A 21271-nucleotide genomic window follows, 5' to 3' on the forward strand; every position below is an offset into this window, starting at 1 on the left:
GTAGTAGTTCAATCATATCATTAAAGGGTCGAAAAGCCTACTTAAAAGTTGTAGACTCAAATAAAAGTAAGCTTCTATTTTTTCAATCATTAATGGTATGATAGGGTGAGTTATAAGTGAAAGGACGACGATTATGTCTACAAACCATGTATTTTTACAACAGTCTGCCACCTATGGACAGATTTTCTCTACCAATGAAGATGATGAACGAAAAGGAAAAATCACATTACTCGCAAATAAAATAATTGAGAAAGAATATACAATTGCGTTCGCAGGTCACTTTTCGGCAGGTAAATCATCTACAATCAATGCGTTGACTGGCGATGATCTATTGCCTTCAAGCCCGATCCCTACAAGTGCGAATATTGTAAAGGTACATAAGGCGGATGAAGATTTCGCGATCATCCACCGTGTAGATGGGAGTGCTGTGAAATTCAGCGGGCACGGTTTCTCGGAAGCCGTCAAAGAATTCAGTAAAGATGGAGCGGCTGTTTCACTGGTAGAAATCGGCCATACCGAATCCAAATTGCCGGAAGGAATCACAGTAATGGATACGCCCGGGGTGGATTCTACAGATGATGCACACCGACTATCCACGGAATCCTCTTTGCACTTGGCGGATCTAGTGTTCTATACGATGGACTACAACCACGTACAATCCGAAATGAATTTCCGTTTCACGAAAGAATTGATGCGCTATAACAGCAACGTCTACTTGATCATCAATCAAATCGATAAGCATCGGGAAAGTGAATTGTCTTTTGATGCATTCAAGAAATCAGTAGAGGATTCGTTCAAGCTGTGGGGCGTGGAGCCGAAAGGGATTTTCTACACGTCATTGAAAGAGCTTGAACATCCGCATAATGATTTTGAAAAAGTAAAAGCGATCGTGGATGGCTCAATTGAACACCGCGAGGAGAATTTTGAACAAAATATCGATCAATCCCTTCGTAAGCTGAAAGACGAGCATATGAGTTTCTTGCAGCAACAGCTGGATGACGTTAAAGAAAACAATCGCGATATCGTTATGGACAATGAATGGAATCAATTCGAGGAGCTTAATCGAGAGTTGAAGGAAGCAAAAAAACGGATGGAGCTTCTGTCTGGAGATGAATTCTACGTCAATTTTGAGAAAGAGCGCAATGAATTATTATTAAGCGCCGGACTCGGGCCATTTGAAACAAGAGAATTGCTGAAGGATTACTTGGAATCAAAATCTCCGAAGTTTAAGGTAGGACTTTTATTCGGCGCGAAGAAAACTGCCGAGGAGCGCGAAAAACGCCGTCAAAAATTGAAGGAAAATATCACGGGACTGGCCCATACACAAATTGAAATCTATATGAAGACGTTGATGAAAGACTCTTTGAAGCAAGCGGGAATCTTGACGGATGAACGGTCAATGGAAATCGATTCCATGGATCTGTCATTGCCTTTTGATGAGGTAGATGAGCAGCTTCATGTGGCGGAAGTCATTACAGGAGAGACCATCCTGAATTATACGGAACAAATGAAGCGTGCAATCCATTTAGTTTATAAACGTAAGACCGACGCATGGAAGGAAGAAATGTCCGTCATTGCGAAATCAGTTGGAGGCGAACAGTCTGCACCGCTTGCTCTTGCAATTCGGTCACTTCAGGAAAAAGTCGATGCGATCAACGAAATGAACAAGTGGCAAGAGCGTATGCAGTGGGTGGATAAAGAGATCGGGAATCCGTCTGCACCTACACGCATTGGTAGAGACAAATTGCTAGAAGAATGGGAAAAGCCAAAACAGATTGAGATCATTGACTATGTGGCGGGTTCGGAAAAAGAAGAATCCGTATCGACTGAAGTAGTCGAACAAGAAGAAGAGGAACGCCAATTTGTCGATTCCGAAAAAGCGATCACCTACGCCCAACATATTGCACAATCCGTTGAGACGATTCCAGGCTTTGCGGAAACGGCGTTATACTTGCAGACGAAAGCCGCCCGATTGAAAGGGCAGGAGTTCACCGTTGCATTATTCGGGGCATTCAGTGCAGGGAAATCTTCATTTTCCAATGCGTTGATCGGGGAAAAGGTGTTGCCGGTGTCACCGAATCCAACAACAGCGGCAATCAACCGAATCCGTCCTGTCAGTGAAACGCATCTGCATAATACAGCGGACGTTCATTTGAAAAATGCTGCAACGATGACGGAAGACGTAGCATTGTCATTTGAAGCTTTGGGTATTCATATTTCGACTCTTGAAGAAGCGTTCGCGAAGACGGATGAAGCATTGAAACAGCCGCTCGAAAATGAAAATTTGCATATCCATAAGTCATTCATCCAAGCGTTCAAGAAAGGCTATCCAGTATATACATCCGCGCTCGGTACGACGTTGACTGTAGAGCGGGAGGAGTTCACAAAGTTTGTAGCACAGGAAGAACGCAGTTGTTTCGTAGAATCGATCGATTTCTTCTACGATTGTCCGCTGACACGCCACGGAATCACACTCGTTGATACGCCTGGAGCGGATTCAATCAACGCCCGCCACACCGACGTGGCGTTCGAATATATTCGTAATGCCGACGCGATCTTATTTGTGACGTACTATAATCACGCATTCGCTCGCGCAGACCGTGAGTTCCTGATCCAGCTCGGACGTGTGAAAGACGCGTTTGAACTCGATAAGATGTTCTTCATCGTCAATGCTATCGACCTGGCGTCGAACGAAGAAGAATCCGAAGAAGTAAAAGGCTTTGTGGCCAATGAACTTCAGAAGTTCGGTATTCGTAACCCTCGTGTTCATGGGATTTCAAGCCTTGAAGCGCTTGAAGGTAAATTGAATAAACAGCCGAATCCTTTAATGCAGCATTTTGAAGAGAAGTTCTATGCATTCCTTGAGCATGATTTGCGTGCGCAAGTCGTTCAGGCATTGGAAGAGGAAACGACGAAGACGATTGACCGTCTCGCTTCATTGATCGACCGGACAATTCAGAACCGTTCACGTAAGGCAGAACGATTGGAAGAGTTGGCAATTGCTGAACAAGCGATCAAGCAACGCTTTGAGAAGAGCGCCAGCGAAGTGTTAGTGAAAGCGACACAGGATGAATTGAGCGAACTCGTCTACTATATTTTACAGCGTGTGTTCTTGCGTTTCGGGGATTTCTTTAAGGAAGGGTACAGCCCATCGACATTCGCTAAGAATTCTTCCGACCGCGCGTTGAAAATCGCGTTGGCGGAAACAGTCGAAATGGTTGGGTTTGACTTGACTCAAGAATTGAAAGTGACGAATTTGCGGATTTTACAATATATGAAGAAGCAATTGCTGGAACGTCAACGTATGGAAGTTCGTTCATTAGCGGACATGGATCAGTCCATCGTACCTTCTCCATATGAGCCGAACGACAAAGAAATGCTATCGTTTGAAACGCCTTATGAGAACCCGACAGTATACAGCGCGGCCAATAAATCATTCAAGAATCAAAAAGCGTTTTTTGAGCGCGGGGACCGGGATATACTGAAAAACAAGCTGGAAGAGGCATTGAAGACCGATGCGTCGAAGTATTTAGGTGAACAGAAAGAACGTATAGAAAAATGGGCGGATCTATGGATTGAAGATGAAGCGGAAGCATTACGTCTTCATCTGTTGCAGGAAAGTCTTGTGCAAATTGAATCGGAACGCACATTGCTCGATGGTTCGGAGCAACTGGAACACTGGCAAAGTATTTATGAAAAAATACGTTTGGAGGAGCTGGCTCAATAATGCATGTATTCGTATCGGCTAAAGATGTTGACGTGGAGCAAGTGAAATGGATCGATGCACGGTTTTCCCTTCAAAATCCAGACTACGGAATTGATGAATATAATAAAGAGCATATCCAAAATGCCGTTCATTGGGATTTAGCAGAGAACCTCTCCGCTGAATCTGTCTCCGGCGGTCGGCATCCGCTGCCGGCAAAAGACAAATTGACAGAGCTGTATCGTGCAAGCGGCCTACAGTTAGAAGATACGATTCTGATCTACGATGATGGGGGTAGTCCATTTGCCGCACGTGCTTGGTGGATCTTACAATACGGAGGATTTAAAAATGCCCGTATTTTGCTTGAAGGCTATGACCAGCTGAAGGAGATAGGTTGCGCGGTCGATCGGGAGACGTTTGTATCGCCTGCACAGTCATCTGTTCAGCCGGAATGGCAAGATCATCTATATGCGAGCAGAAGCGATGTAAAACAAGTGGTTGCTAGAGAACAGGACGCAGTGCTGCTGGATGCACGTGCTCCTGAACGGTACCGCGGTGAAAAGGAACCGATTGATCATAAGGCAGGGCATATTCCGACGGCCCGCAATTTTAATTGGGAAGATTTAAAAGAAGATGGCCGTTATGACGTGCAAGCTGCAGAAAAACAGCTCCAGCAAATGGCAGCGCCTGACGATATAGTGATTGTCTATTGCGGCAGCGGCGTGACGGCGTCTCCTTTATTCGCTGCACTTACAGAGCTCGGTTATTCGGACGTCCGATTGTACGTAGGCAGTTTCAGTGACTGGATCTCAGAAGATGACGCCCCGATCGAAACGTCGTGAAGATGGGAGTTGACAAAATTGCAGTATGCATTACTAGGTGATATCCATTCATCGATCGAAGACCTGAAAGCCGTGTTAGGACATATTTCAATTGAGGCACCGCATGCTGAGGTCATTGGCTTGGGTGATTTATATGAATGTACAGTTAGCAAGAAAGATCTGCGCGGGCAGATTTATCCGTCTGTAAATGAAGTGATCAAACATCCGGAAGGCTTCGATAAGTTATTAACTTTCCCGTCTGTCTACGGCAATCAAGAAGAGCGGATTTTGTTGCTTACGGAACATGCGGAGCCGCTGCGTGATTATCTCCATGACCTGTCCGAGACTCTTTCGGCAGGGGAAGCCGTCATCATACACGGGCATCAATGGAACTCAGACGAGAGAAATGCCTGGCTGAACGCGCAAATACCAGACAAAACAATCGTCTTCCACGGGCATACACACCGCGCCGGCTACACGCGAGATCAGCAAGAAATGTTGATTTCAGGACGCGGCAAAATTTCGCTGTCTGGAAAGCGAAATATTGTCAATGTTGGCGCTGTTGTCGGGTCAAGGGAATGGGTACTGTTTAATGCGGAAGAACGTACGGTGCGGTTTATGAGAGCACAAAGAGGATAAGGGGATTAGGCAGTGGAAAAGAATTGGGGGAGTGGTAAAGGCGCCGTTGATCTACGTTCCAGGCGGACGCTTTCCGCGGGGCTCGCGGTGAGCCTCCTCGTCGCTTCGCTCCTGCGGGGTCCCACCTGTCGAGCTAATCCCGCAGGAGTCGCCGCATTCCACTACGATCAACTTGCGTATTTTCCTAATGTTAGTGGGTTGCAAGTCCATTTAGAGAGAGGTAAAAGGGCAAGAAGTAATATCTCAAAAAGAATGCAAACTTCTTTGTCTATGGTTACAGATACACATACTTTATACAGCGAGCTTTACTATGTGCTAGAACGTACTGTTTTGGGATTTGTGAGGAAGACGGGGCGACTCCGAGAGGATCAGCGTGAGTCTTGAGACCCTGGACTGAGCGAAGCGAAGGAAGCGGCTCAAGCCACGCCCTCCGGAAAGCATCCCCGTCTGGAGCGCAAATCCCAGGACCGCAAGCCCATGTTTCTCCCATGCTAAATCATTCTGATGCTTGTCTTTAAGCTAGGCCAAGGACCTTAACCCTTAGCCTTTTTTTGTTGGAGAATCGCCTGCCGAGCGAGGACATCTGCTGTTTTGTTTGTGTGATTGGGGATCCACTTGATGAAAAAGAAATCAAACTGCTCCGTGAGTTTCATTGCCTTTTTTAAATAAGGAGCGTACTCCTCGTTCTTGATAAACTCCTTTTCCATCGCCTGAACAACGACATTGGAATCCGACCTGACAGACACCATGCCGCTCGTCAGCTTCACTGCTTCTTCCAAACCTCTTAAAAGCGCTTGGAATTCTGCATTGTGATTGTTCGTTGGTTCGATTGGTTCACTGATTTTCACATCGTGTCCTTCGCCTTTAATGTAAACGCCAATTCCGCTCAATCCTGGATTTCCTGCGCTAGCGCCATCTATGTATATTTCCAACACGGTCTTCATCGCTCCTCTCTGGAAATGAATGGGGAAGACTCAGTAAAAGGTTGCAACATTCCATAAGCCCACCTAAAATAGAAGAAAGAAAGGTGGGAGTTCTTTTCTAATGAATAAAGTAATGGTCATGAAAGATATCAATCAATTGCTCGATATATATTGTGAAGGATGCTATGTCAAAAGACAACTGATAAAGGAACGCGGAAAGACAGGAGCTCACCAATTTTGCATATCCGAATGTACAATCGGCGACCAACTGAAGTTTTTAGGGTCAGAAATCAATAAAATTGGCACATCTTCCAAATGATTAAATAGAAAAAGCATCCCGCATTTTACGCGTGGATGCTTTATTTATCTTCATTCAGCTGAAATTCCATAATGATTGAGTGGAATTGCTCTGCCTGCCGAGCTGTCTTTAAACTTCTTCTTCGAGTGTAGATACATTTGCCGCCTGAGGACCTCGGTTCCCTTCAATTACTTCGAAAGAAACAGTTTGACCTTCAGCAAGTGTCTTAAATCCATCTGTTGCAATTCCTGTGAAATGGACAAACACGTCTTCACCATCATCTGCTTCGATAAATCCATAACCTTTGTCACTGCTGAACCACTTCACTTTACCTTGGTGCATGTAAATTCCTCCTCGGCAATTCAGAAATTCATAGCGGCCATATAAAAGTATTGGAAAGCAAAATAGCCCCAACATACCTATATAGCTCCCTACACTATACATGAACAGTTACATCAGGTCAACGATGTAAAGATAAATTCTGAAGAATTTTCAATCGATTTGTACTATTTGGAACAAGGTATTGGTTTTTAGGCTTTTCACCACTATAATGAATAAGTGTTCATTGACTAGGGAAGGAGAGCAATTAAATGAAAATAGTCAAAACGCTTATTCAAGTGGTCTTTCTATATCTATTTTTCATGCTAGGAAATTTTTTGCGTCAGTGGCTGTCGATTCCTCTTCCTGGAAGCATAATTGGATTATTGATTTTATGGGGATTGCTATCATTCCGAATCATTCCGCTTAATTGGGTGGAAAAAGGTGCATACGTTTTTTTATCCACATTGCCGCTCTATTTGATACCTGCAACGGTCGGTGTGATGAATTACGGTCATGTCTTTAAAGGGAAAGGCCTGCTGCTTGTTGTCATCACAATCGTCAGCACGTATATCACAATGGCTGTGGCTAGTCTTGTGAGTCAATCGATGGCGAAACGTAATGAGAAAGATGAGGTGGAGCTGTCATGAATTCATTTTTATTGGCACTCGCGATGATCCTCTTGACGGTGATAATGTATTTCATAATGAATGCATTGTACGTAAGGCTACGATCACCTTTTTTGGTGCCGATCCTAACAACTACCATCGCAGTGATAGTCACTTTAACGATTTTCGATGCTTCCTATAATACATATATGGTTGGAGGAAAGTGGATCGATGCACTTCTCGGACCAGCAATTGTTTCTCTTTGTATTCCATTATATAAACAGCGTGATTTGATTAAGAAAAATTTATTGCCGATCGCAAGTGGAGTGGTCGTTGGGGGAGTCGTCGGAATGGTGACAGGCGTTTTAGCAGCGCGGCTTGTCGGGTTTTCAAATGAACTTCTCGCTACAATTTTGCCTAAGTCGATCACTTCGCCAATCGCGATGCAAATTGCCGAAGGACTCGGTGGCGTTCCTTCGCTCGCTACGGTTTTTGTCATTATTGCCGGCTTAGCTGGAATCCTAATAGGCCCGCAATTGAATCGACTGTTGAAGATCGATACAGCGCTCGGACAAGGCATCGGTCTTGGTGTGGCAGCGCATGCCATCGGTACTTCTAAAGCTCTCGAATACGGCGAACAGGAAGCTTCTATGAGCTCGGTTGCCATGACGTTATCGGCGATCATCGGTGCGTTGGTGGGTCCGTTGTTTGGTTTCATACTGTTCCCATAAAAAGCGGAATTCCTATTCGACTAGGAATCCCGCTTTTTTCAATGCTTGCTCTGCTTCGATGAGTTGCTCTTCTCGGGGAGCTGAGATAGTATGCAAATGAATGCCACTTTCATCTAAATTCAGTAAATAGGGTGCATTCGCTTGTTGAATCTGCTGGATGAACGCCTTCACTTCCTGGCGATTGGAGACCATGATGGAGGCACGGACATCGCCATATACGAGATGCTCCACACGAACATCTTTCACTGTTACTCCGTGATCTACGAGAATATTCAATTCCTCTTCCGTTGCTTCAGGTTCATGACGGCAGACGATGATCTTTTCATACTCTTCTGCTGTTTCAGGCAGGGCAGTGTAGAGATATCCTTGATTCGTCGCGATGATCGGCTGTTTTTTCGCCTTCAGTAAGTTAACGTCGCTGACAATGACCTGCCGGCTGACATTCGTCAGTTCTCCTAACTCGCGTCCTGTAATAGGACGTCCTGCTTCTTGTAACGTGCGCAAAATGAGTTTTCGACGCTCTTTTCCCAATACTTTTTCTTTATTTTGCAATTAAATCACCTGCTGTCAGTGTTTTTTGTTTTGTTCTTTCGCAATTTCCACCAAGCAATCTGCCAATTGTTGAACAGTTTTTCCGGTGGAAGACTGTCCAAATGAAATACGGACCAATCCTTTCGATAGATGAACTGGAATCTGCATAGCATTCATCGTGGTCGAAGACTGTTGTTTGCCGACCTGGCAAGCACTTCCTGTCGATACCGCAAATCCGCGTCTATTCAATTCTAACATAATCAGCTGGCCTTCCGAATGATTGACACGCAATCCGATAATATGCGGCAACTGTTCTGCAGCTTGATCCGAACCGAAAAAAGTAAAAAATTCTTTATGCGGCAACAACGCATTGAAAAATATAGTCCGGAGTTTTTGGTAATGGGCGAGGTTTCCCGTTTCTTCTGCCAATTGTGCTGCTATCAGGAATGCTGCAATACCGGGAACATTGACCGTCCCCCCTTTGAAGCCTTTTTCTTGGACAGTCCCTGGGAATAGCGGCACAGCACGCAAGCGCGGATTGATATACAGTGCACCAACGCCTTTTGGACCATAGATTTTATGACTGGAAACAGAAAGACTGTCAACATATGGTGTGATGTCCTGCACATTCAACTTGCCGAATGATTGAACGCAGTCACTATGTAAGAGAATCCCTTTTGGCTGCAATGTCTCATAGATGGAGCGGATCGGCTGAATGGTTCCGATCTCCGGGTTGCAATGCTGTACAGAAACGACGATCGTCCGCCCGTTGATGGCGTTTTCCAATGCTTGCAAGTCTATGAAGCCGTCAGCGGTAAAAGGAATGGTCGTAATGTGGAACCCTTGATCTGCAAGATACGCTGCTGCGGAATGAAGAGAAGGATGCTCTGCGGCAGTCAAAATAATATGATTGCCTTTATGCATATTAGCCTGTGCGAGGGAAAGCAGAGCAAGTGAATTACTTTCGGTCCCTCCAGACGTGAAATACAAACCTTCCGAATGAACACCTAAAATAGCGGCCAGTTGTTTCCGGCATCGTTCCAGTACGTTTTGAGCCATGCCGCCCGCGTCATGGAGACTCGTCGTATTGCCGAACTGATGCTGTGCTGTAGATAAATAAACTGCGGCAGCTTCCTTGTGAAGGGGAGTCGTAGCTGCGTAATCGAAATACTTCAATGTACATACCTCCTAGTTTAATTGTTTTATTCATCTTGTCATAGTTCTGTAAATGTGTAAAGATAGATGTAAAGACACTGAAAATTAAAGGTTAGTAGGGAGAGTGCGTATGAATAGAATCAAACTGAGATCAATGCTTGAGCAATTTTTCATTGAGGATATAGGGGATGGCGATTTGTCTGTCGAGACGTTGTTTCCTGATACTGCTGTCGGAGAATTGCAGATCATTGCCAAAGAGTCAGGAGTCTTTTGCGGAACCGACATCATAAGAGAAGGATTTTTAGTCATGGATCCTTCCGTTGAAGTGATTTGCTTTATTGAGGATGGAGAGAAGATGGAAGAACAGCAGGTTTTGGCTGTTGCTATAGGCTCTGTGAAGAATTTACTGTCAGCAGAGCGTGTTATCTTGAACTGTATACAAAGGATGAGTGCAATATCCACCAAGACTTCCCAACTGACTGCATTTCTGAAGGGTACGAAAGCAAGGGTTTGTGATACGCGGAAAACAGCGCCTGGTTTGCGGATGCTGGATAAATATGCAGTCCGTACTGGTGGCGGATTTAATCACCGCAATGGACTCTACGACACGGTGATGTTGAAGGATAACCACCTTGCCTATGCCGGATCAATTACTGAAGCCGTTAAGCAGCTGCGAAGTCGGCTTGGGCATACTGTGAAAATAGAAGTCGAGATCGAAACGCTTGCGCAACTCAAAGAAGCAGTAAACGCAGCACCGGATATTATCATGTTCGATAATTGTTCGCCCGAGCAAATCAAAGAGTGGCTTCCCGTTGTGCCGAAACAAATCGTGACTGAGGCATCCGGCATGATTTCGGAGGAAACGATCGCTGCGTATGGATCGACAGGCATTCAGTACATATCGGTTGGTGCGCTGACACATTCAGTGAGAGCTGCAGACATCAGCGCAACTATACAAATTAAAAAAGCAGGGGGAATCAGACAATGTCCATACTTGATTTAACGAAAGAGCATGCAGATGTAATGTTGCCTGAAAAATATAAAACACTTTCTGTCAGTGAAATGGAAGACAGAATTCGGAAAATAAAAGAATCTCTCGGGGACAAGTTATTTATTCCAGGCCACCATTATCAAAAAAATGAAGTCATTCAGTTTGCAGATGCAACAGGAGATTCACTGCAATTGGCTCAGATCTGCGCTTCCAATGAACAAGCAGAGCATATTGTGTTTTGTGGAGTGCATTTCATGGCAGAAACCGCTGATATTCTGACCACACCTAACCAAACAGTATATTTGCCGGATATGCGTGCCGGATGTTCGATGGCAGATATGGCAGATATTTTTCAGACTGAAAGAGCGTGGGAACACTTACAGGAACGTTTTGGCGATACGATACTGCCTTTGACATACGTCAATTCGACTGCCGCGATTAAGGCATTCGTCGGCCGAAATGGCGGAGCTACCGTCACTTCATCGAATGCGAAGAAAATCGTGGAATGGGCATTCGCGCAGAAGAAACGGATCCTTTTCCTGCCGGATCAGCATTTAGGACGCAACACGGCATATGATATAGGGGTTTCGTTAGATCATATGGCAGTCTGGAATCCGATTGCGAACGTTTTGGAATACTCTGGACCCGATGACGACTGCGAAGTGATTCTTTGGAAAGGCCACTGTTCCGTACATGAAAACTTCACGGTCGAAAATATCCGCCATATCCGTGAAAATGAACCGGATCGACAAATTATCGTCCATCCTGAATGTCCTCATGAAGTCGTGATGCAATCGGATGATAATGGATCGACGAAATATATTATCGACCAAATCACCGCCGCAGCGCCCGGCACAAAATGGGCAATCGGAACGGAAATGAATTTAGTGAATCGATTGAAAGAAGAACATAAAGAGCAAGATATTATTTCTTTGAACCCGCTTATGTGCCCTTGCTTGACGATGAACCGCATCGACTTGCCGCACTTGCTTTGGTGTTTGGAAAGTATTGCAGTAGGAGCTGCGCGCAATATCATCGCCGTAGATAGTTCGACTTCTGCGGAAGCAAACATGGCACTCGATCGCATGCTTCATTCTCCTCGCAAACAAACATTGAACGCTTGACAATCACCGCCAATATTGTATGATGGGTGAAATGAATGTTGAACGTTGATGAAGGAATAGTAGACAAACAGCGTGTGCAAGAGAGCGGGGTTCATCGGCTGAAAAATCCCGTCACATGGCAGTTGTTGAACCTGCCTTTGGAGTCCTATGAAAACATAGGCGCGTACCTCGGCGTTATGGGGAGAGCGGGATTCATGAACTGGATCCAATGATGGTGGCACCGCGGAAGCAAAGTCCTTTCGTCCTGATAACTTCGGGACGACTGGGCTTTTTTGTATCTAAAGAGGAAAACGCCGTCTAGCCTCGATAGGCGTTGGAGGGCTTGCCGGCAAAGGTGCGGTCTTTGCACCTTTTCGGAAAGACCGAAACGACCCGAGAGGCTGGCGTTTGGAGCTGGATGGGTTCAAAAGTGAAAGATGCCGTCTAGTCTCGACAGGCGTTGGAAGGAAAGCAGTAAAGGCGCTTTTTGTCTTTACTGCTTTCCTGAAACGTCCCGATAGACTGGCATCTGGAACTGGATGTATCAAAAGCGGAAAGCGCCGATCAGCCTCGACAGGAACTAAATTCACAAAAGATTTAATTATGAATTACAGAAATGGCAGGCGAAATTAAAATGAAGAGACAGCGAATTGTTGTGAAAATAGGCAGTAGCTCTTTAACAAACGACAGCGGGGAAATCGATCAGCTAAAATTGAATGACCATGTCGATGCGTTGGCAATGTTGAAAAATGCCGGTCATGAGGTCATCGTCGTATCATCCGGGGCTGTTGCTGCAGGCTTTGCGCGGCTTGGATACCCATCGCGCCCTGTAACCATCAAAGGAAGACAGGCAGCAGCAGCTGTTGGTCAAAGTCTTTTGATTCAATCGTATATCGAACGATTCGGTGAGCATGGCGTCGTGCCGGCTCAAATCCTTTTAACCCGTCAAGATTTTTCGAACCGGGACCGTTACCGTAACGCGTTTGCGGCGATGTCGGAATTATTGGAGCGAGGCATCGTGCCGATCATCAATGAAAACGACACTGTCTCCATAGATGAATTGACATTTGGCGATAATGATATGTTATCTGCGTTAGTAAGCGGATTTTTGCATGCGGATCAATTGATCATTTTGACGGATGTCAATGGAATTTATACGAGTAATCCGAGAAAAGATCCTGACGCTGTTCGTTTGACGGAGCTCGATGAAATTACGGATGAGTTGCTTGGCGGTACAGACGATCTAGGTTCGAAAGTCGGTACAGGCGGCATGCGCTCGAAGTTACTGGCTGCAAAAACTGCACACACTTTGGCAGTCCCCGTCTTTATTGGAACAGGCAGCGGCTCTTTTAAACTTTTAGAGATTCTGCAAGGAAATGGAGACGGTACGTATATTTCAAGTCCGCTCGGCAGTGTCATCAATACGAAGCGCCAATGGATCGCGCTGCACTCTGAATCCACCGGCCGTTTGTATGTTGACAAAGGTGCAGAAGAGGCAATCTTACACAATGGCCGTAGTCTTTTACCGGCTGGTGTTTTTAAAGTAAAAGGAAGTTTTGAAGCAGGGGAAGTCGTGGAAGTGTATGGTGTGGATGGTTTGATCGGTAGAGGAGAAGTGACATATTCATCGGAGCAATTAGAAAAAGTCCTGACCGAGAGAGACGAAAATGAGGAAGTGTTAGCACCGATGATCGAAGTGATTCACAGAGATCGTTGGGTACAATTAACTTAAAGGGGAGATTGGGCAATGAGTGAGATCAGACGTAAAGGGAAAGCGGCTAAAGAAGCGAGTTATGTGTTGAACACGGCAACGACGGAAGAGAAGAACGAAGCACTTCGTTTGATTGCAGATCAATTGTTGGAGGAGCAAGAACATCTTCTTGAGGAAAATAAGAAAGATATCGAAGAAGGCCGTGCAAACGGTATCGAGGCAGCTGTGCTCGATCGGATCTTATTGACGCCGGACCGCATTGAAGCAATGGCTGAAGGCGTTCGTTTACTGATTGATTTGAAAGATCCAATCGGGGAGACCTTGGAAGAGATCGAAAAGGAAAATGGCTTGCACATCGTCAGAAAGCGTGTGCCGATCGGTGTCATTGCGATGATTTATGAAGCGCGTCCGAATGTTACAATTGACGCGGCATCTCTCGCTTTGAAGACGGGGAATGCAGTCGTATTACGTGGTAGTTCGTCAGCCAAATATTCAAATCTCGCGCTATGGCATGTCATTCAGCGAGGACTGGAAAAAGGTTCCTTGCCAGTCGATTCCGTGCAGTTGATTGAAGATACGAGCCGTAAAACTGCGAAGGAATTGTTTACGTTAAATGACTATTTGGATGTGTTGATCCCACGTGGCGGTGCGAAATTGATTCAAACAGTTATCCGTGAATCCACTGTTCCGGTTATTGAAACGGGAGCTGGAAACTGTCATTTATACATTGATGAATCAGCGGATTCGCAAATGGCGATCGACCTCGTTGTGAATGCAAAAACTCACCGACCTTCAGTTTGTAACGCAATTGAGACGGTGATCATTGATCAGAATTGGTTACAGCAACACGGTGAAAAGCTGATCGATAGTTTGCGTGAAAAAGATGTCCAGTTAGTGGGAGACGAGACAATCCATCAATTTGATCCTTCGATTGCTGAAGTGGAGCAAGATGACTGGTCGAGCGAATTTCTGGATTTGAAATTGCGGATGAAAAATGTACAGAACTTCCAACAAGCGCTTGATCATATTAAGCAATACAGTACAAAACACTCAGAAGGTATTGTTACGCAAAGTGATGAGCATGCGGAAAAGTTCTTGAATAGCGTGGATGCGGCGGCTGTCTATGTTAATGCATCGACTCGTTTCACAGATGGCTTCGAGTTCGGTTACGGTGCAGAAATTGGGATCAGTACGCAGAAGCTACATGCACGGGGGCCAATGGGATTAGAAGCGTTGACTTCATCCAAATTTGTCATCCGCGGCACTGGCCAAATCAGATAAATATTCAGGAGGGTATAGATATGACAGCGAAGAACAAGATAACAGTCAAAAGAAACGCACAACCGAAAGAAAAACCGGCAACCGATCAACTGGCTTTTGGCACAGTATTTACGGATCATATGTTTGTAATGGATTATACGGAAGGAACAGGCTGGCATGATGCACGCATTGTACCGTACGAGCCGTTCATGCTTGACCCGGCAGCGATTGTTTTGCATTACGGTCAAACTGTTTTTGAAGGATTAAAAGCCTATGTAACTGACGATAAAGAAGTCGTGCTATTCCGACCGGATGAAAACATGAAACGCCTGAACCGTTCCAATGAAAGATTATGCATGCCGAACTTTGATGAAGAATTGATGCTTGATGCATTAAAGGAATTGGTCTCTTTAGATAAAGAATGGATTCCTGATCGGGAAGGCACTTCACTGTATATCCGTCCATTCATTTTTGCGACACAGCCTTATTTAGGTGTTGCGCCTTCGAAGACGTATCGATTGATGATCATTTTATCTCCGGTAGGTGCCTATTACAAAGAAGGTATGAACCCTGTGAAAATTGCGGTAGAATCAGAGTTCGTCCGTGCTGCGGTAGGCGGGACAGGAAGTGCGAAGACCGCAGGGAACTATGCGGGTGCGATGAAAGCGCAAGAAGTAGCAGAAGCTGCGGGTTATTCGCAAGTGCTTTGGTTGGATGCAAAAGAGCATAAATACATTGAAGAAGTCGGCGCGATGAATGTGTTCTTCAAAATCAATGGAGAAGTTATTACGCCAAGTCTGAACGGCAGCATTTTAGAAGGGATCACACGTAAATCCGTCATCGAATTGCTGCAATCATGGGGATTTCCAGTAACGGAACGTAAAGTATCCATCCAAGAAATATTCGATGCCAATGCGGCTGGAACTCTGGAAGAAGCGTTCGGCACAGGAACTGCTGCAGTAATCTCGCCGATGGGTGAATTATCTTGGGGCGACGAAAAATGTGAAATCAATGGTAATCAAATCGGAGAATTGTCTCTGAAATTATATGAAACAATTACAGGAATTCAGACAGGTAGAGTGGAAGATCCGTTCAATTGGGTTGTCAAAGTAGATTGATCGATCTTCCTCTTATAGGAAGATCGAACGGATATCGAATCATTCGTGACAAGTGCGCTCCCGTGCAGTACACTGTAAATAGTTTTGATTGATTTGATTGAAAGGAAGTTTCTTGATGAACAAACGATATTTCGTTCTTTTCCTGGCAGTCGTGATATTTACGATGGCAGGATGCGGAAAAACATCTTCGGCACCATCTAGCCCTGAAGATGTGCTGAAGAAAGCAGATGCAGCGATGAAGGAGCTGAAATCTGTACATACGAGCATTGTCTTTGATGAGAGCAGCGTCACTTCTGATCCGGTTGAGCGCGACAGTAAAAAGCTGCATATCCAATCGAATGTCGAACTGGATCCTGTGAAAGTTTCAGAAGAAGTAGTTTTACAGATTCCGAAACAACAGCCAAAAAACCTTCATATTTTCCGACAGGATGATCAATTGGCAGTACAGGAAGAAAAGGGCGACTGGCAAGCGATGACAGAGGAAGAACGCAAAGAATTACTGGATGTATGGGTGCCATTCACTGCTCCTGCTATGGACCTCTCTCTACTGGAGCCTTTCATAGAGAGCGCAGAGTTGGAAAAAATCGATTATGGTTATGCTCTTCAGTTTTCATTAACGCCGGCCGAGTACCGACGATTCATGAAAGAAGTGGCGGTGAACAGTCCGATGCCTGAACAGTTCATACATACCCATACTGGTTTTCCAGTCGTTGAGAAAATGGATCTGGAATTGACTGTGAATGAAAAAACATTTTTCGTTACAGGTATGAAGCTGTCCGCAAATATTACAAGCTATTTCGGTCGCGACTATATTCGCTATAAACAAAAACTAGATGCCAACTACAGTTATTTCAACGACATCGATCCAATTCAAACGCCTGCGGGCTTTGCAGAATTGCTGAAATGAAATAAAAAAATCCACGAAGCCAATAGCTTTCGTGGATTTTCTCATATAGACGAATCCCGAACTAATACAGTTGGGAAGTCAAAGTGTTAAATATAGCAAAAGAAAATAGGTTTGTGGTTCGGGGATTTGCGCTACAGACGGGACACTTTCGAATAAGCCGCTTCCTTTACTTCGCTCAGTCCAGAGTCTTATCATTCTCGTTAAACCCTACAGAAAGCGTCCGCCTGGAACGTAGATCAACGGTGCCTTCTCCAATAGCAACTTTTTTCTGCAATTTAAATCCACGAAGCCCTTAAGCTATCGTGGATTTTTTTTGCCTTTAAACGAGAGCAGTCGTTTATAGATGGCGGCCATTCTCGTTTCATCACCTGCTTCAACTGGGGAATAAAACTCTGTGCCTGCTAAGCTGTCGGGCAAGTATTGCTGATCCGTCCAGCCGCCGAATGAGCCGACTGGCGTATCGTGCGGGTAGACATATCCTCCGTGGCCGAGCTGTGCTGCTCCGCCATAATGAGTATCGCGAAGGTGCATTGGGATTTCGCCGGTTGGTTGCTCGTGAAGAACTTTGGTCGCTTGATCGATTGCCCGATAAGCCGAGTTCGATTTCGAAGCCAAACACATCTCCACCGTAACGACCGACAAAGGAATGCGGGCTTCCGGCATACCTAAGCGCAAAGCGGCATCCGTAGCGGCGACGACATGCGCACCGACATCGGGAGCAGCTAAGCCGATATCTTCATAACTCATGACGAGCAATCGTCTCGTGACCGCCGTCAAATCCCCGATTTCGAGAAGTTGTGCCAAGTAGTAAAGCGCCGCATTGACATCGCTGCCTCGCACGCTTTTTTGCAGTGCGGATAACAAATTATAATGATGGGAGCCTTTTTTGTCGCCTAGCAAACTGATTCTTGTGAGCAATTGTTGCAGCAAATCATCTTCAACAATGATCTGTCCGTTTTCTTCATCGCTCGCAGCGAGCAACGACTCGAGGAACGTTAGCGCTTTACGCGCATCTCCATTGACCCCTTCAGCGATTTTCTGAAGCTGCTCAGTCGTTATGACGATGTCTTCCTGTCCAAGGCCTTTCTTTTTGTCTTCTAATGTGCGTTTCAATAAATTTAGCAAATCTTCCGGCTGCAGTCGTTTTAACTGCACGATTTCACCGCATCGAGAGCGTATCGCCGGATTGACGTCATGAAAAGGATTTTCTGTCGTCGCTCCGATCAAAATGATCGATCCGCTTTCTACGTGGGGCAGCAGCGTATCTTGCTGCAATTTATTGAAGCGGTGTATTTCATCTAAAAATAACAATACTTTTCCTGTCATTCTTGCTTCTTTGACGACATCTTCTACATCTTTTTTCCCTGCCACTGTCGCATTCAGCGCAATGAATGGCAATTTGGAAGTTCCTGCGATGGCATAGGCAAGGGAAGTCTTACCTATGCCAGGTTCACCATATAATAAAAGAGATGGGACATGCCCATTTTTGATCATTCGATAAAGGGGGGTCGTCTCCCCGATGACGTGGTCTTGTCCGATGACTTCATCTATCGTTTCAGGCCGCATGCGGAAGGCCAAAGGTTCGTTATGCATGTATATCAATCCTCCGTACATCTGTTCTTTCATTATATCGTAAAATCTGAATGAAGTCATTTCGAAGAACGAACGCTAGAATTATGCTATACTAACGACAGCAATTTTAGTAAAGGACGATGCCAAAATGAAAATTTCCACCAAAGGTCGATACGGCCTCACGGTTATTGTAGAATTAGGACGAAAATTTGGGGAAGGCCCTGTGCCGCTGCGGAAAATTGCAGAAGAGCAAAATCTATCCGAAGCGTATTTGGAGCAATTAATCCCCCCTTTACGCAACAGTGGACTCGTTAAAAGTGTTCGCGGAGCATACGGAGGTTACAAACTAGCTAAAGATCCCTCACAAATTACAGCGGGGGAGATCATTCGTCTGCTTGAAGGACCGATCCAGCTCGTGGAAGGACTTGAGGATGATGAAATTCCACAGCGCGAATTATGGAAACGAATTGGTGACGCAATCCGCGGAGTACTCGACCATACGACAATTAAAGATCTGATCGAGTATGAAGACACGCCAACACAAGATGAATACATGTTCTATATTTAAAGGAGTTTACCAGATGAAACAAGCCATTTATTTAGATTACGCTGCTACGACTCCTATGCATCCAACAGTCTTGGAACGTTTTACTTCCGCGTTGTCAGATACGTACGGCAATCCGTCGAGCACGCATCAATTCGGCAGGAACGCGAAAAAACTGCTAGAGGAAGCGCGTAAAACGTTAGCTCTCTCAGTCGGTGCTCTGCCGAATGAAATCATCTTCACTTCAGGAGGCACCGAAGCGGATAATTTAGCGATTTTCGGCTCTGTGCAAATAATGCAGCCACATGGACGTCATATCATCACGACAGAAATCGAACATCACGCGGTGTTAAATCCGTGTAAACGACTGGAGTCACAAGGCTATGAAGTGACGTATTTGCAACCTGACCGAAACGGCCTTATTTCTGTGGAACAAGTTCGGCATGCATTGACAGACGAAACCATTCTTGTCTCGATCATGTATGGAAACAATGAAGTAGGCACGATACAGCCAATTGCCGAAATTGGCAATCTTCTGGAGTCGCATCAAGCGATCTTCCATACAGATGCAGTTCAAGCGTATGGAACTTCCTTGCTCGATGTAAATGAACTGCAAGTGGATCTATTGTCGGTCTCTGCACATAAACTGAATGGTCCAAAAGGAATTGGTTTCCTCTATCAGAGAAGCGGAAAATTACTGGATGCTCAATTGCATGGCGGTGAACAAGAGAAAAAACGGCGTGCTGGTACGGAAAATGTTCCGGCGACAGCAGCGTTTGCACAAGCTGTGTCCATCGCGGAACAAACAAAGGATGAGACCGCCGAAACCTATCAGTCATACAAGCGGACGATGAGTGAAATTTTCAAACGAAATGAAATAGAATTTTTGCCGACAGTACATGAATCAATTCCGGTACTGCCGCATATTTACCATGTTTCGTTCCCGGGGACAGACGTGGAAACATTTTTGATGAGTTTGGATTTAGAAGGAATTGCGGTTTCTAGCGGTTCCGCTTGCACAGCGGGCTCGTTTGAACCGTCGCATGTCGTGACGGCTATGTTCGGAGACGACTCCGATAACGCTCGAAACTCGATACGCATCAGCTTTGGATACGGTCTGGAGCAATCCATGATTGAAGAAGCCGCAGAGAGAATCTCCGCTGTAGTGAAAAGACTAGTGAAATGAACCAGCAAAGGATGAAGTGGAAATGAGAACGACAAAAGCCCCAGCAGATACACGGGTAGTCATTGGAATGTCTGGCGGAGTGGACTCTTCGGTTGCGGCATTACTTTTGAAAGAACAAGGTTATGAAGTGATTGGAATCTTCATGAAAAACTGGGATGACACAGACGAATCTGGACATTGCACAGCGACAGAAGATTTTGAAGACGTAAGAAGTGTCTGCGATCAAATCGGCATTCCCTACTATTCCGTTAATTTTGAGAAGCAATATTGGGATAAAGTATTCACGTATTTCTTGGATGAATACAAAGCAGGACGCACCCCGAACCCAGACGTAATGTGCAATAAAGAAATAAAATTCAATGCATTTCTAGAGCATGCTAAAAGCTTGGGAGCAGATTTCTTGGCGACAGGTCATTATGCACAAGTCGTAGAACGTGAAGATGGCGTCGCGATGCTTCGTGGAGTTGACAACAATAAAGATCAAACGTATTTCTTGAATCAATTGACACAGGAGCAGCTGCAGCAAGTTATGTTCCCGCTGGGTCACTTGGAAAAATCAAGCGTTCGAGAAATCGCGGAAAAAGCAGGACTGGCGACAGCGAAGAAAAAAGATTCTACAGGCATTTGTTTCATTGGCGAACGGAACTTCAAAGAATTCCTGAGTGAATACTTGCCTGCGATTCCAGGGGAAATGCAAACTATGGACGGTAAAGTCATGGGGAAACATGATGGGTTGATGTATCATACGATCGGCCAGCGCCATGGACTTGGGATCGGCGGTTCAGGGGAGCCTTGGTTCGCGGTTGGTAAGGATCTGGAGCGCAATGTCTTACTAGTGGAGCAAGGGTTTCATCATGATGCCTTGTATTCGACCAGCTTAAAAGCGACAGATATGAATATTTGTACAACAAAGGAATTGCCGAAGACATTTTCTTGTACGGCAAAGTTCCGTTACCGTCAGCCGGACACACAAGTGACTGTGGAACTGTCAGGTGAAGGGGCCATCGTTACATTCGCGGAGCCAGTACGTGCGGTTACCCCGGGGCAAGCGGTCGTCCTGTATGACGGCGAGGAATGCTTGGGCGGCGGAACGATTGATGAAGTGTTTAAAGATGGCAAAAAGCTGACATACGTTGGGTAAGGAGGGTATAT

21 protein-coding genes are annotated in these 21271 nt (G+C 45.3%); 16 read left to right on the forward strand and 5 right to left on the reverse strand.

What is annotated here, in order from left to right; genetic code table 11:
• Positions 1 to 133: 133 nt before the first annotated feature.
• Genes B5D59_RS00555 through B5D59_RS00565 form a run of 3 tightly spaced genes read left to right on the forward strand, consistent with a single transcriptional unit; the run spans position 134 to position 5163 of the window.
• The gene (locus B5D59_RS00555; RefSeq protein WP_078816495.1) at positions 134 to 3727 is read left to right on the forward strand and encodes a dynamin family protein; all 3594 of its coding nucleotides are present in this window, start codon (positions 134 to 136) and stop codon (positions 3725 to 3727) included.
• Positions 3727 to 4545 carry a sulfurtransferase gene (locus B5D59_RS00560; RefSeq protein WP_078816496.1) on the forward strand — a complete coding sequence of 273 codons (819 nt, stop codon included), beginning with the start codon at positions 3727 to 3729 and terminating at the stop codon, positions 4543 to 4545. The genes B5D59_RS00555 and B5D59_RS00560 overlap by 1 nt, the downstream gene beginning before the upstream one ends.
• Positions 4546 to 4563: 18 nt before the next feature.
• The gene (locus tag B5D59_RS00565) at positions 4564 to 5163 is read left to right on the forward strand and encodes a metallophosphoesterase family protein (protein WP_176132459.1); all 600 of its coding nucleotides are present in this window, start codon (positions 4564 to 4566) and stop codon (positions 5161 to 5163) included.
• A 533-nt stretch (positions 5164 to 5696) separates the two neighbouring features.
• Here B5D59_RS00565 and B5D59_RS00575 read toward each other — a convergent pair.
• Positions 5697 to 6098, reverse strand: coding sequence for a reverse transcriptase-like protein (locus B5D59_RS00575; RefSeq protein WP_078816998.1), 402 nt, complete (start codon positions 6096 to 6098; stop codon positions 5697 to 5699).
• Between the two features lie 109 nt (positions 6099 to 6207).
• Here B5D59_RS00575 and B5D59_RS00580 point away from each other — a divergent pair, with 109 nt between their 5' ends.
• Positions 6208 to 6405 (forward strand): zinc-finger domain-containing protein, encoded by a 198-nt coding sequence (locus B5D59_RS00580; RefSeq protein ID WP_078816499.1) that lies wholly within the window; start codon positions 6208 to 6210, stop codon positions 6403 to 6405.
• A 108-nt stretch (positions 6406 to 6513) separates the two neighbouring features.
• On the opposite strand, the gene B5D59_RS00585 is transcribed toward B5D59_RS00580, so the two are convergent.
• Positions 6514 to 6726 (reverse strand): cold-shock protein, encoded by a 213-nt coding sequence (locus B5D59_RS00585; RefSeq protein WP_078816500.1) that lies wholly within the window; start codon positions 6724 to 6726, stop codon positions 6514 to 6516.
• A 248-nt stretch (positions 6727 to 6974) separates the two neighbouring features.
• On the opposite strand from B5D59_RS00585, the gene B5D59_RS00590 reads away from it, so the two are divergent.
• Together B5D59_RS00590 and B5D59_RS00595 are read left to right on the forward strand one after the other, a co-directional pair.
• Complete coding sequence (locus tag B5D59_RS00590; RefSeq protein WP_078816501.1) at positions 6975 to 7352, forward strand: CidA/LrgA family holin-like protein; 378 nt, start codon at positions 6975 to 6977, stop codon at positions 7350 to 7352.
• Positions 7349 to 8041: an LrgB family protein gene (locus B5D59_RS00595; RefSeq protein WP_078816502.1), complete on the forward strand. Its 693-nt coding sequence runs from the start codon at positions 7349 to 7351 to the stop codon at positions 8039 to 8041. Before B5D59_RS00590 ends, B5D59_RS00595 begins: the two co-directional genes overlap by 4 nt.
• A gap of 12 nt (positions 8042 to 8053) precedes the next feature.
• On the opposite strand, the gene B5D59_RS00600 is transcribed toward B5D59_RS00595, so the two are convergent.
• Positions 8054 to 8593 carry a transcription repressor NadR gene (locus B5D59_RS00600; RefSeq protein ID WP_078816503.1) on the reverse strand — a complete coding sequence of 180 codons (540 nt, stop codon included), beginning with the start codon at positions 8591 to 8593 and terminating at the stop codon, positions 8054 to 8056.
• Between the two features lie 15 nt (positions 8594 to 8608).
• Positions 8609 to 9748, reverse strand: a complete 1140-nt coding sequence (locus tag B5D59_RS00605; RefSeq protein WP_078816504.1) for an IscS subfamily cysteine desulfurase — start codon at positions 9746 to 9748, stop codon at positions 8609 to 8611.
• 109 nt (positions 9749 to 9857) lie between these two features.
• Here B5D59_RS00605 and nadC point away from each other — a divergent pair, with 109 nt between their 5' ends.
• The 7 genes from nadC to B5D59_RS00640 all read left to right on the forward strand — a co-directional run bounded on the left by nadC (position 9858) and on the right by B5D59_RS00640 (position 16817).
• Positions 9858 to 10730 carry a carboxylating nicotinate-nucleotide diphosphorylase gene (gene nadC / locus B5D59_RS00610; protein ID WP_078816505.1) on the forward strand — a complete coding sequence of 291 codons (873 nt, stop codon included), beginning with the start codon at positions 9858 to 9860 and terminating at the stop codon, positions 10728 to 10730.
• Positions 10712 to 11842, forward strand: a complete 1131-nt coding sequence (gene nadA / locus B5D59_RS00615) for a quinolinate synthase NadA (protein ID WP_078816506.1) — start codon at positions 10712 to 10714, stop codon at positions 11840 to 11842. Before nadC ends, nadA begins: the two co-directional genes overlap by 19 nt.
• A 35-nt stretch (positions 11843 to 11877) precedes the next feature.
• Positions 11878 to 12054: a hypothetical protein gene (locus B5D59_RS18075; RefSeq protein ID WP_176132460.1), complete on the forward strand. Its 177-nt coding sequence runs from the start codon at positions 11878 to 11880 to the stop codon at positions 12052 to 12054.
• A 401-nt stretch (positions 12055 to 12455) separates the two neighbouring features.
• Positions 12456 to 13553 carry a glutamate 5-kinase gene (gene proB / locus B5D59_RS00625; protein WP_078816508.1) on the forward strand — a complete coding sequence of 366 codons (1098 nt, stop codon included), beginning with the start codon at positions 12456 to 12458 and terminating at the stop codon, positions 13551 to 13553.
• 15 nt (positions 13554 to 13568) lie between these two features.
• On the forward strand, positions 13569 to 14813 hold the full coding sequence (locus B5D59_RS00630; RefSeq protein ID WP_078816509.1) for a glutamate-5-semialdehyde dehydrogenase: 1245 nt from the start codon (positions 13569 to 13571) through the stop codon (positions 14811 to 14813).
• Positions 14814 to 14833: 20 nt separating this feature from the next.
• Positions 14834 to 15910, forward strand: coding sequence for a branched-chain amino acid aminotransferase (locus B5D59_RS00635; RefSeq protein ID WP_078816510.1), 1077 nt, complete (start codon positions 14834 to 14836; stop codon positions 15908 to 15910).
• 115 nt (positions 15911 to 16025) lie between these two features.
• On the forward strand, positions 16026 to 16817 hold the full coding sequence (locus B5D59_RS00640; protein ID WP_078816511.1) for a DUF6612 family protein: 792 nt from the start codon (positions 16026 to 16028) through the stop codon (positions 16815 to 16817).
• A 297-nt stretch (positions 16818 to 17114) separates the two neighbouring features.
• Here the strand turns inward: B5D59_RS00640 and B5D59_RS00645 are convergent, their stop codons facing one another.
• Positions 17115 to 18410: a replication-associated recombination protein A gene (locus B5D59_RS00645; RefSeq protein WP_040758148.1), complete on the reverse strand. Its 1296-nt coding sequence runs from the start codon at positions 18408 to 18410 to the stop codon at positions 17115 to 17117.
• A 127-nt stretch (positions 18411 to 18537) separates the two neighbouring features.
• Between B5D59_RS00645 and cymR the strand changes: the two genes are divergently transcribed.
• From cymR to mnmA, 3 genes are read left to right on the forward strand one after another with little or no spacing between them, the layout of a single operon-like run.
• Positions 18538 to 18957 carry a cysteine metabolism transcriptional regulator CymR gene (gene cymR, locus B5D59_RS00650; RefSeq protein ID WP_009496971.1) on the forward strand — a complete coding sequence of 140 codons (420 nt, stop codon included), beginning with the start codon at positions 18538 to 18540 and terminating at the stop codon, positions 18955 to 18957.
• Positions 18958 to 18970: 13 nt separating this feature from the next.
• A complete protein-coding gene (locus B5D59_RS00655) occupies positions 18971 to 20119 on the forward strand; it encodes a cysteine desulfurase family protein (protein ID WP_040758147.1) in 1149 nt (382 codons plus the stop codon).
• 22 nt (positions 20120 to 20141) lie between these two features.
• On the forward strand, positions 20142 to 21260 hold the full coding sequence (gene mnmA / locus B5D59_RS00660; RefSeq protein ID WP_078816512.1) for a tRNA 2-thiouridine(34) synthase MnmA: 1119 nt from the start codon (positions 20142 to 20144) through the stop codon (positions 21258 to 21260).
• Positions 21261 to 21271: the final 11 nt, after the last annotated feature.

Source organism: Sporosarcina newyorkensis, assembly GCF_900167515.1.
GTDB lineage: Bacteria > Bacillota > Bacilli > Bacillales_A > Planococcaceae > Sporosarcina > Sporosarcina newyorkensis.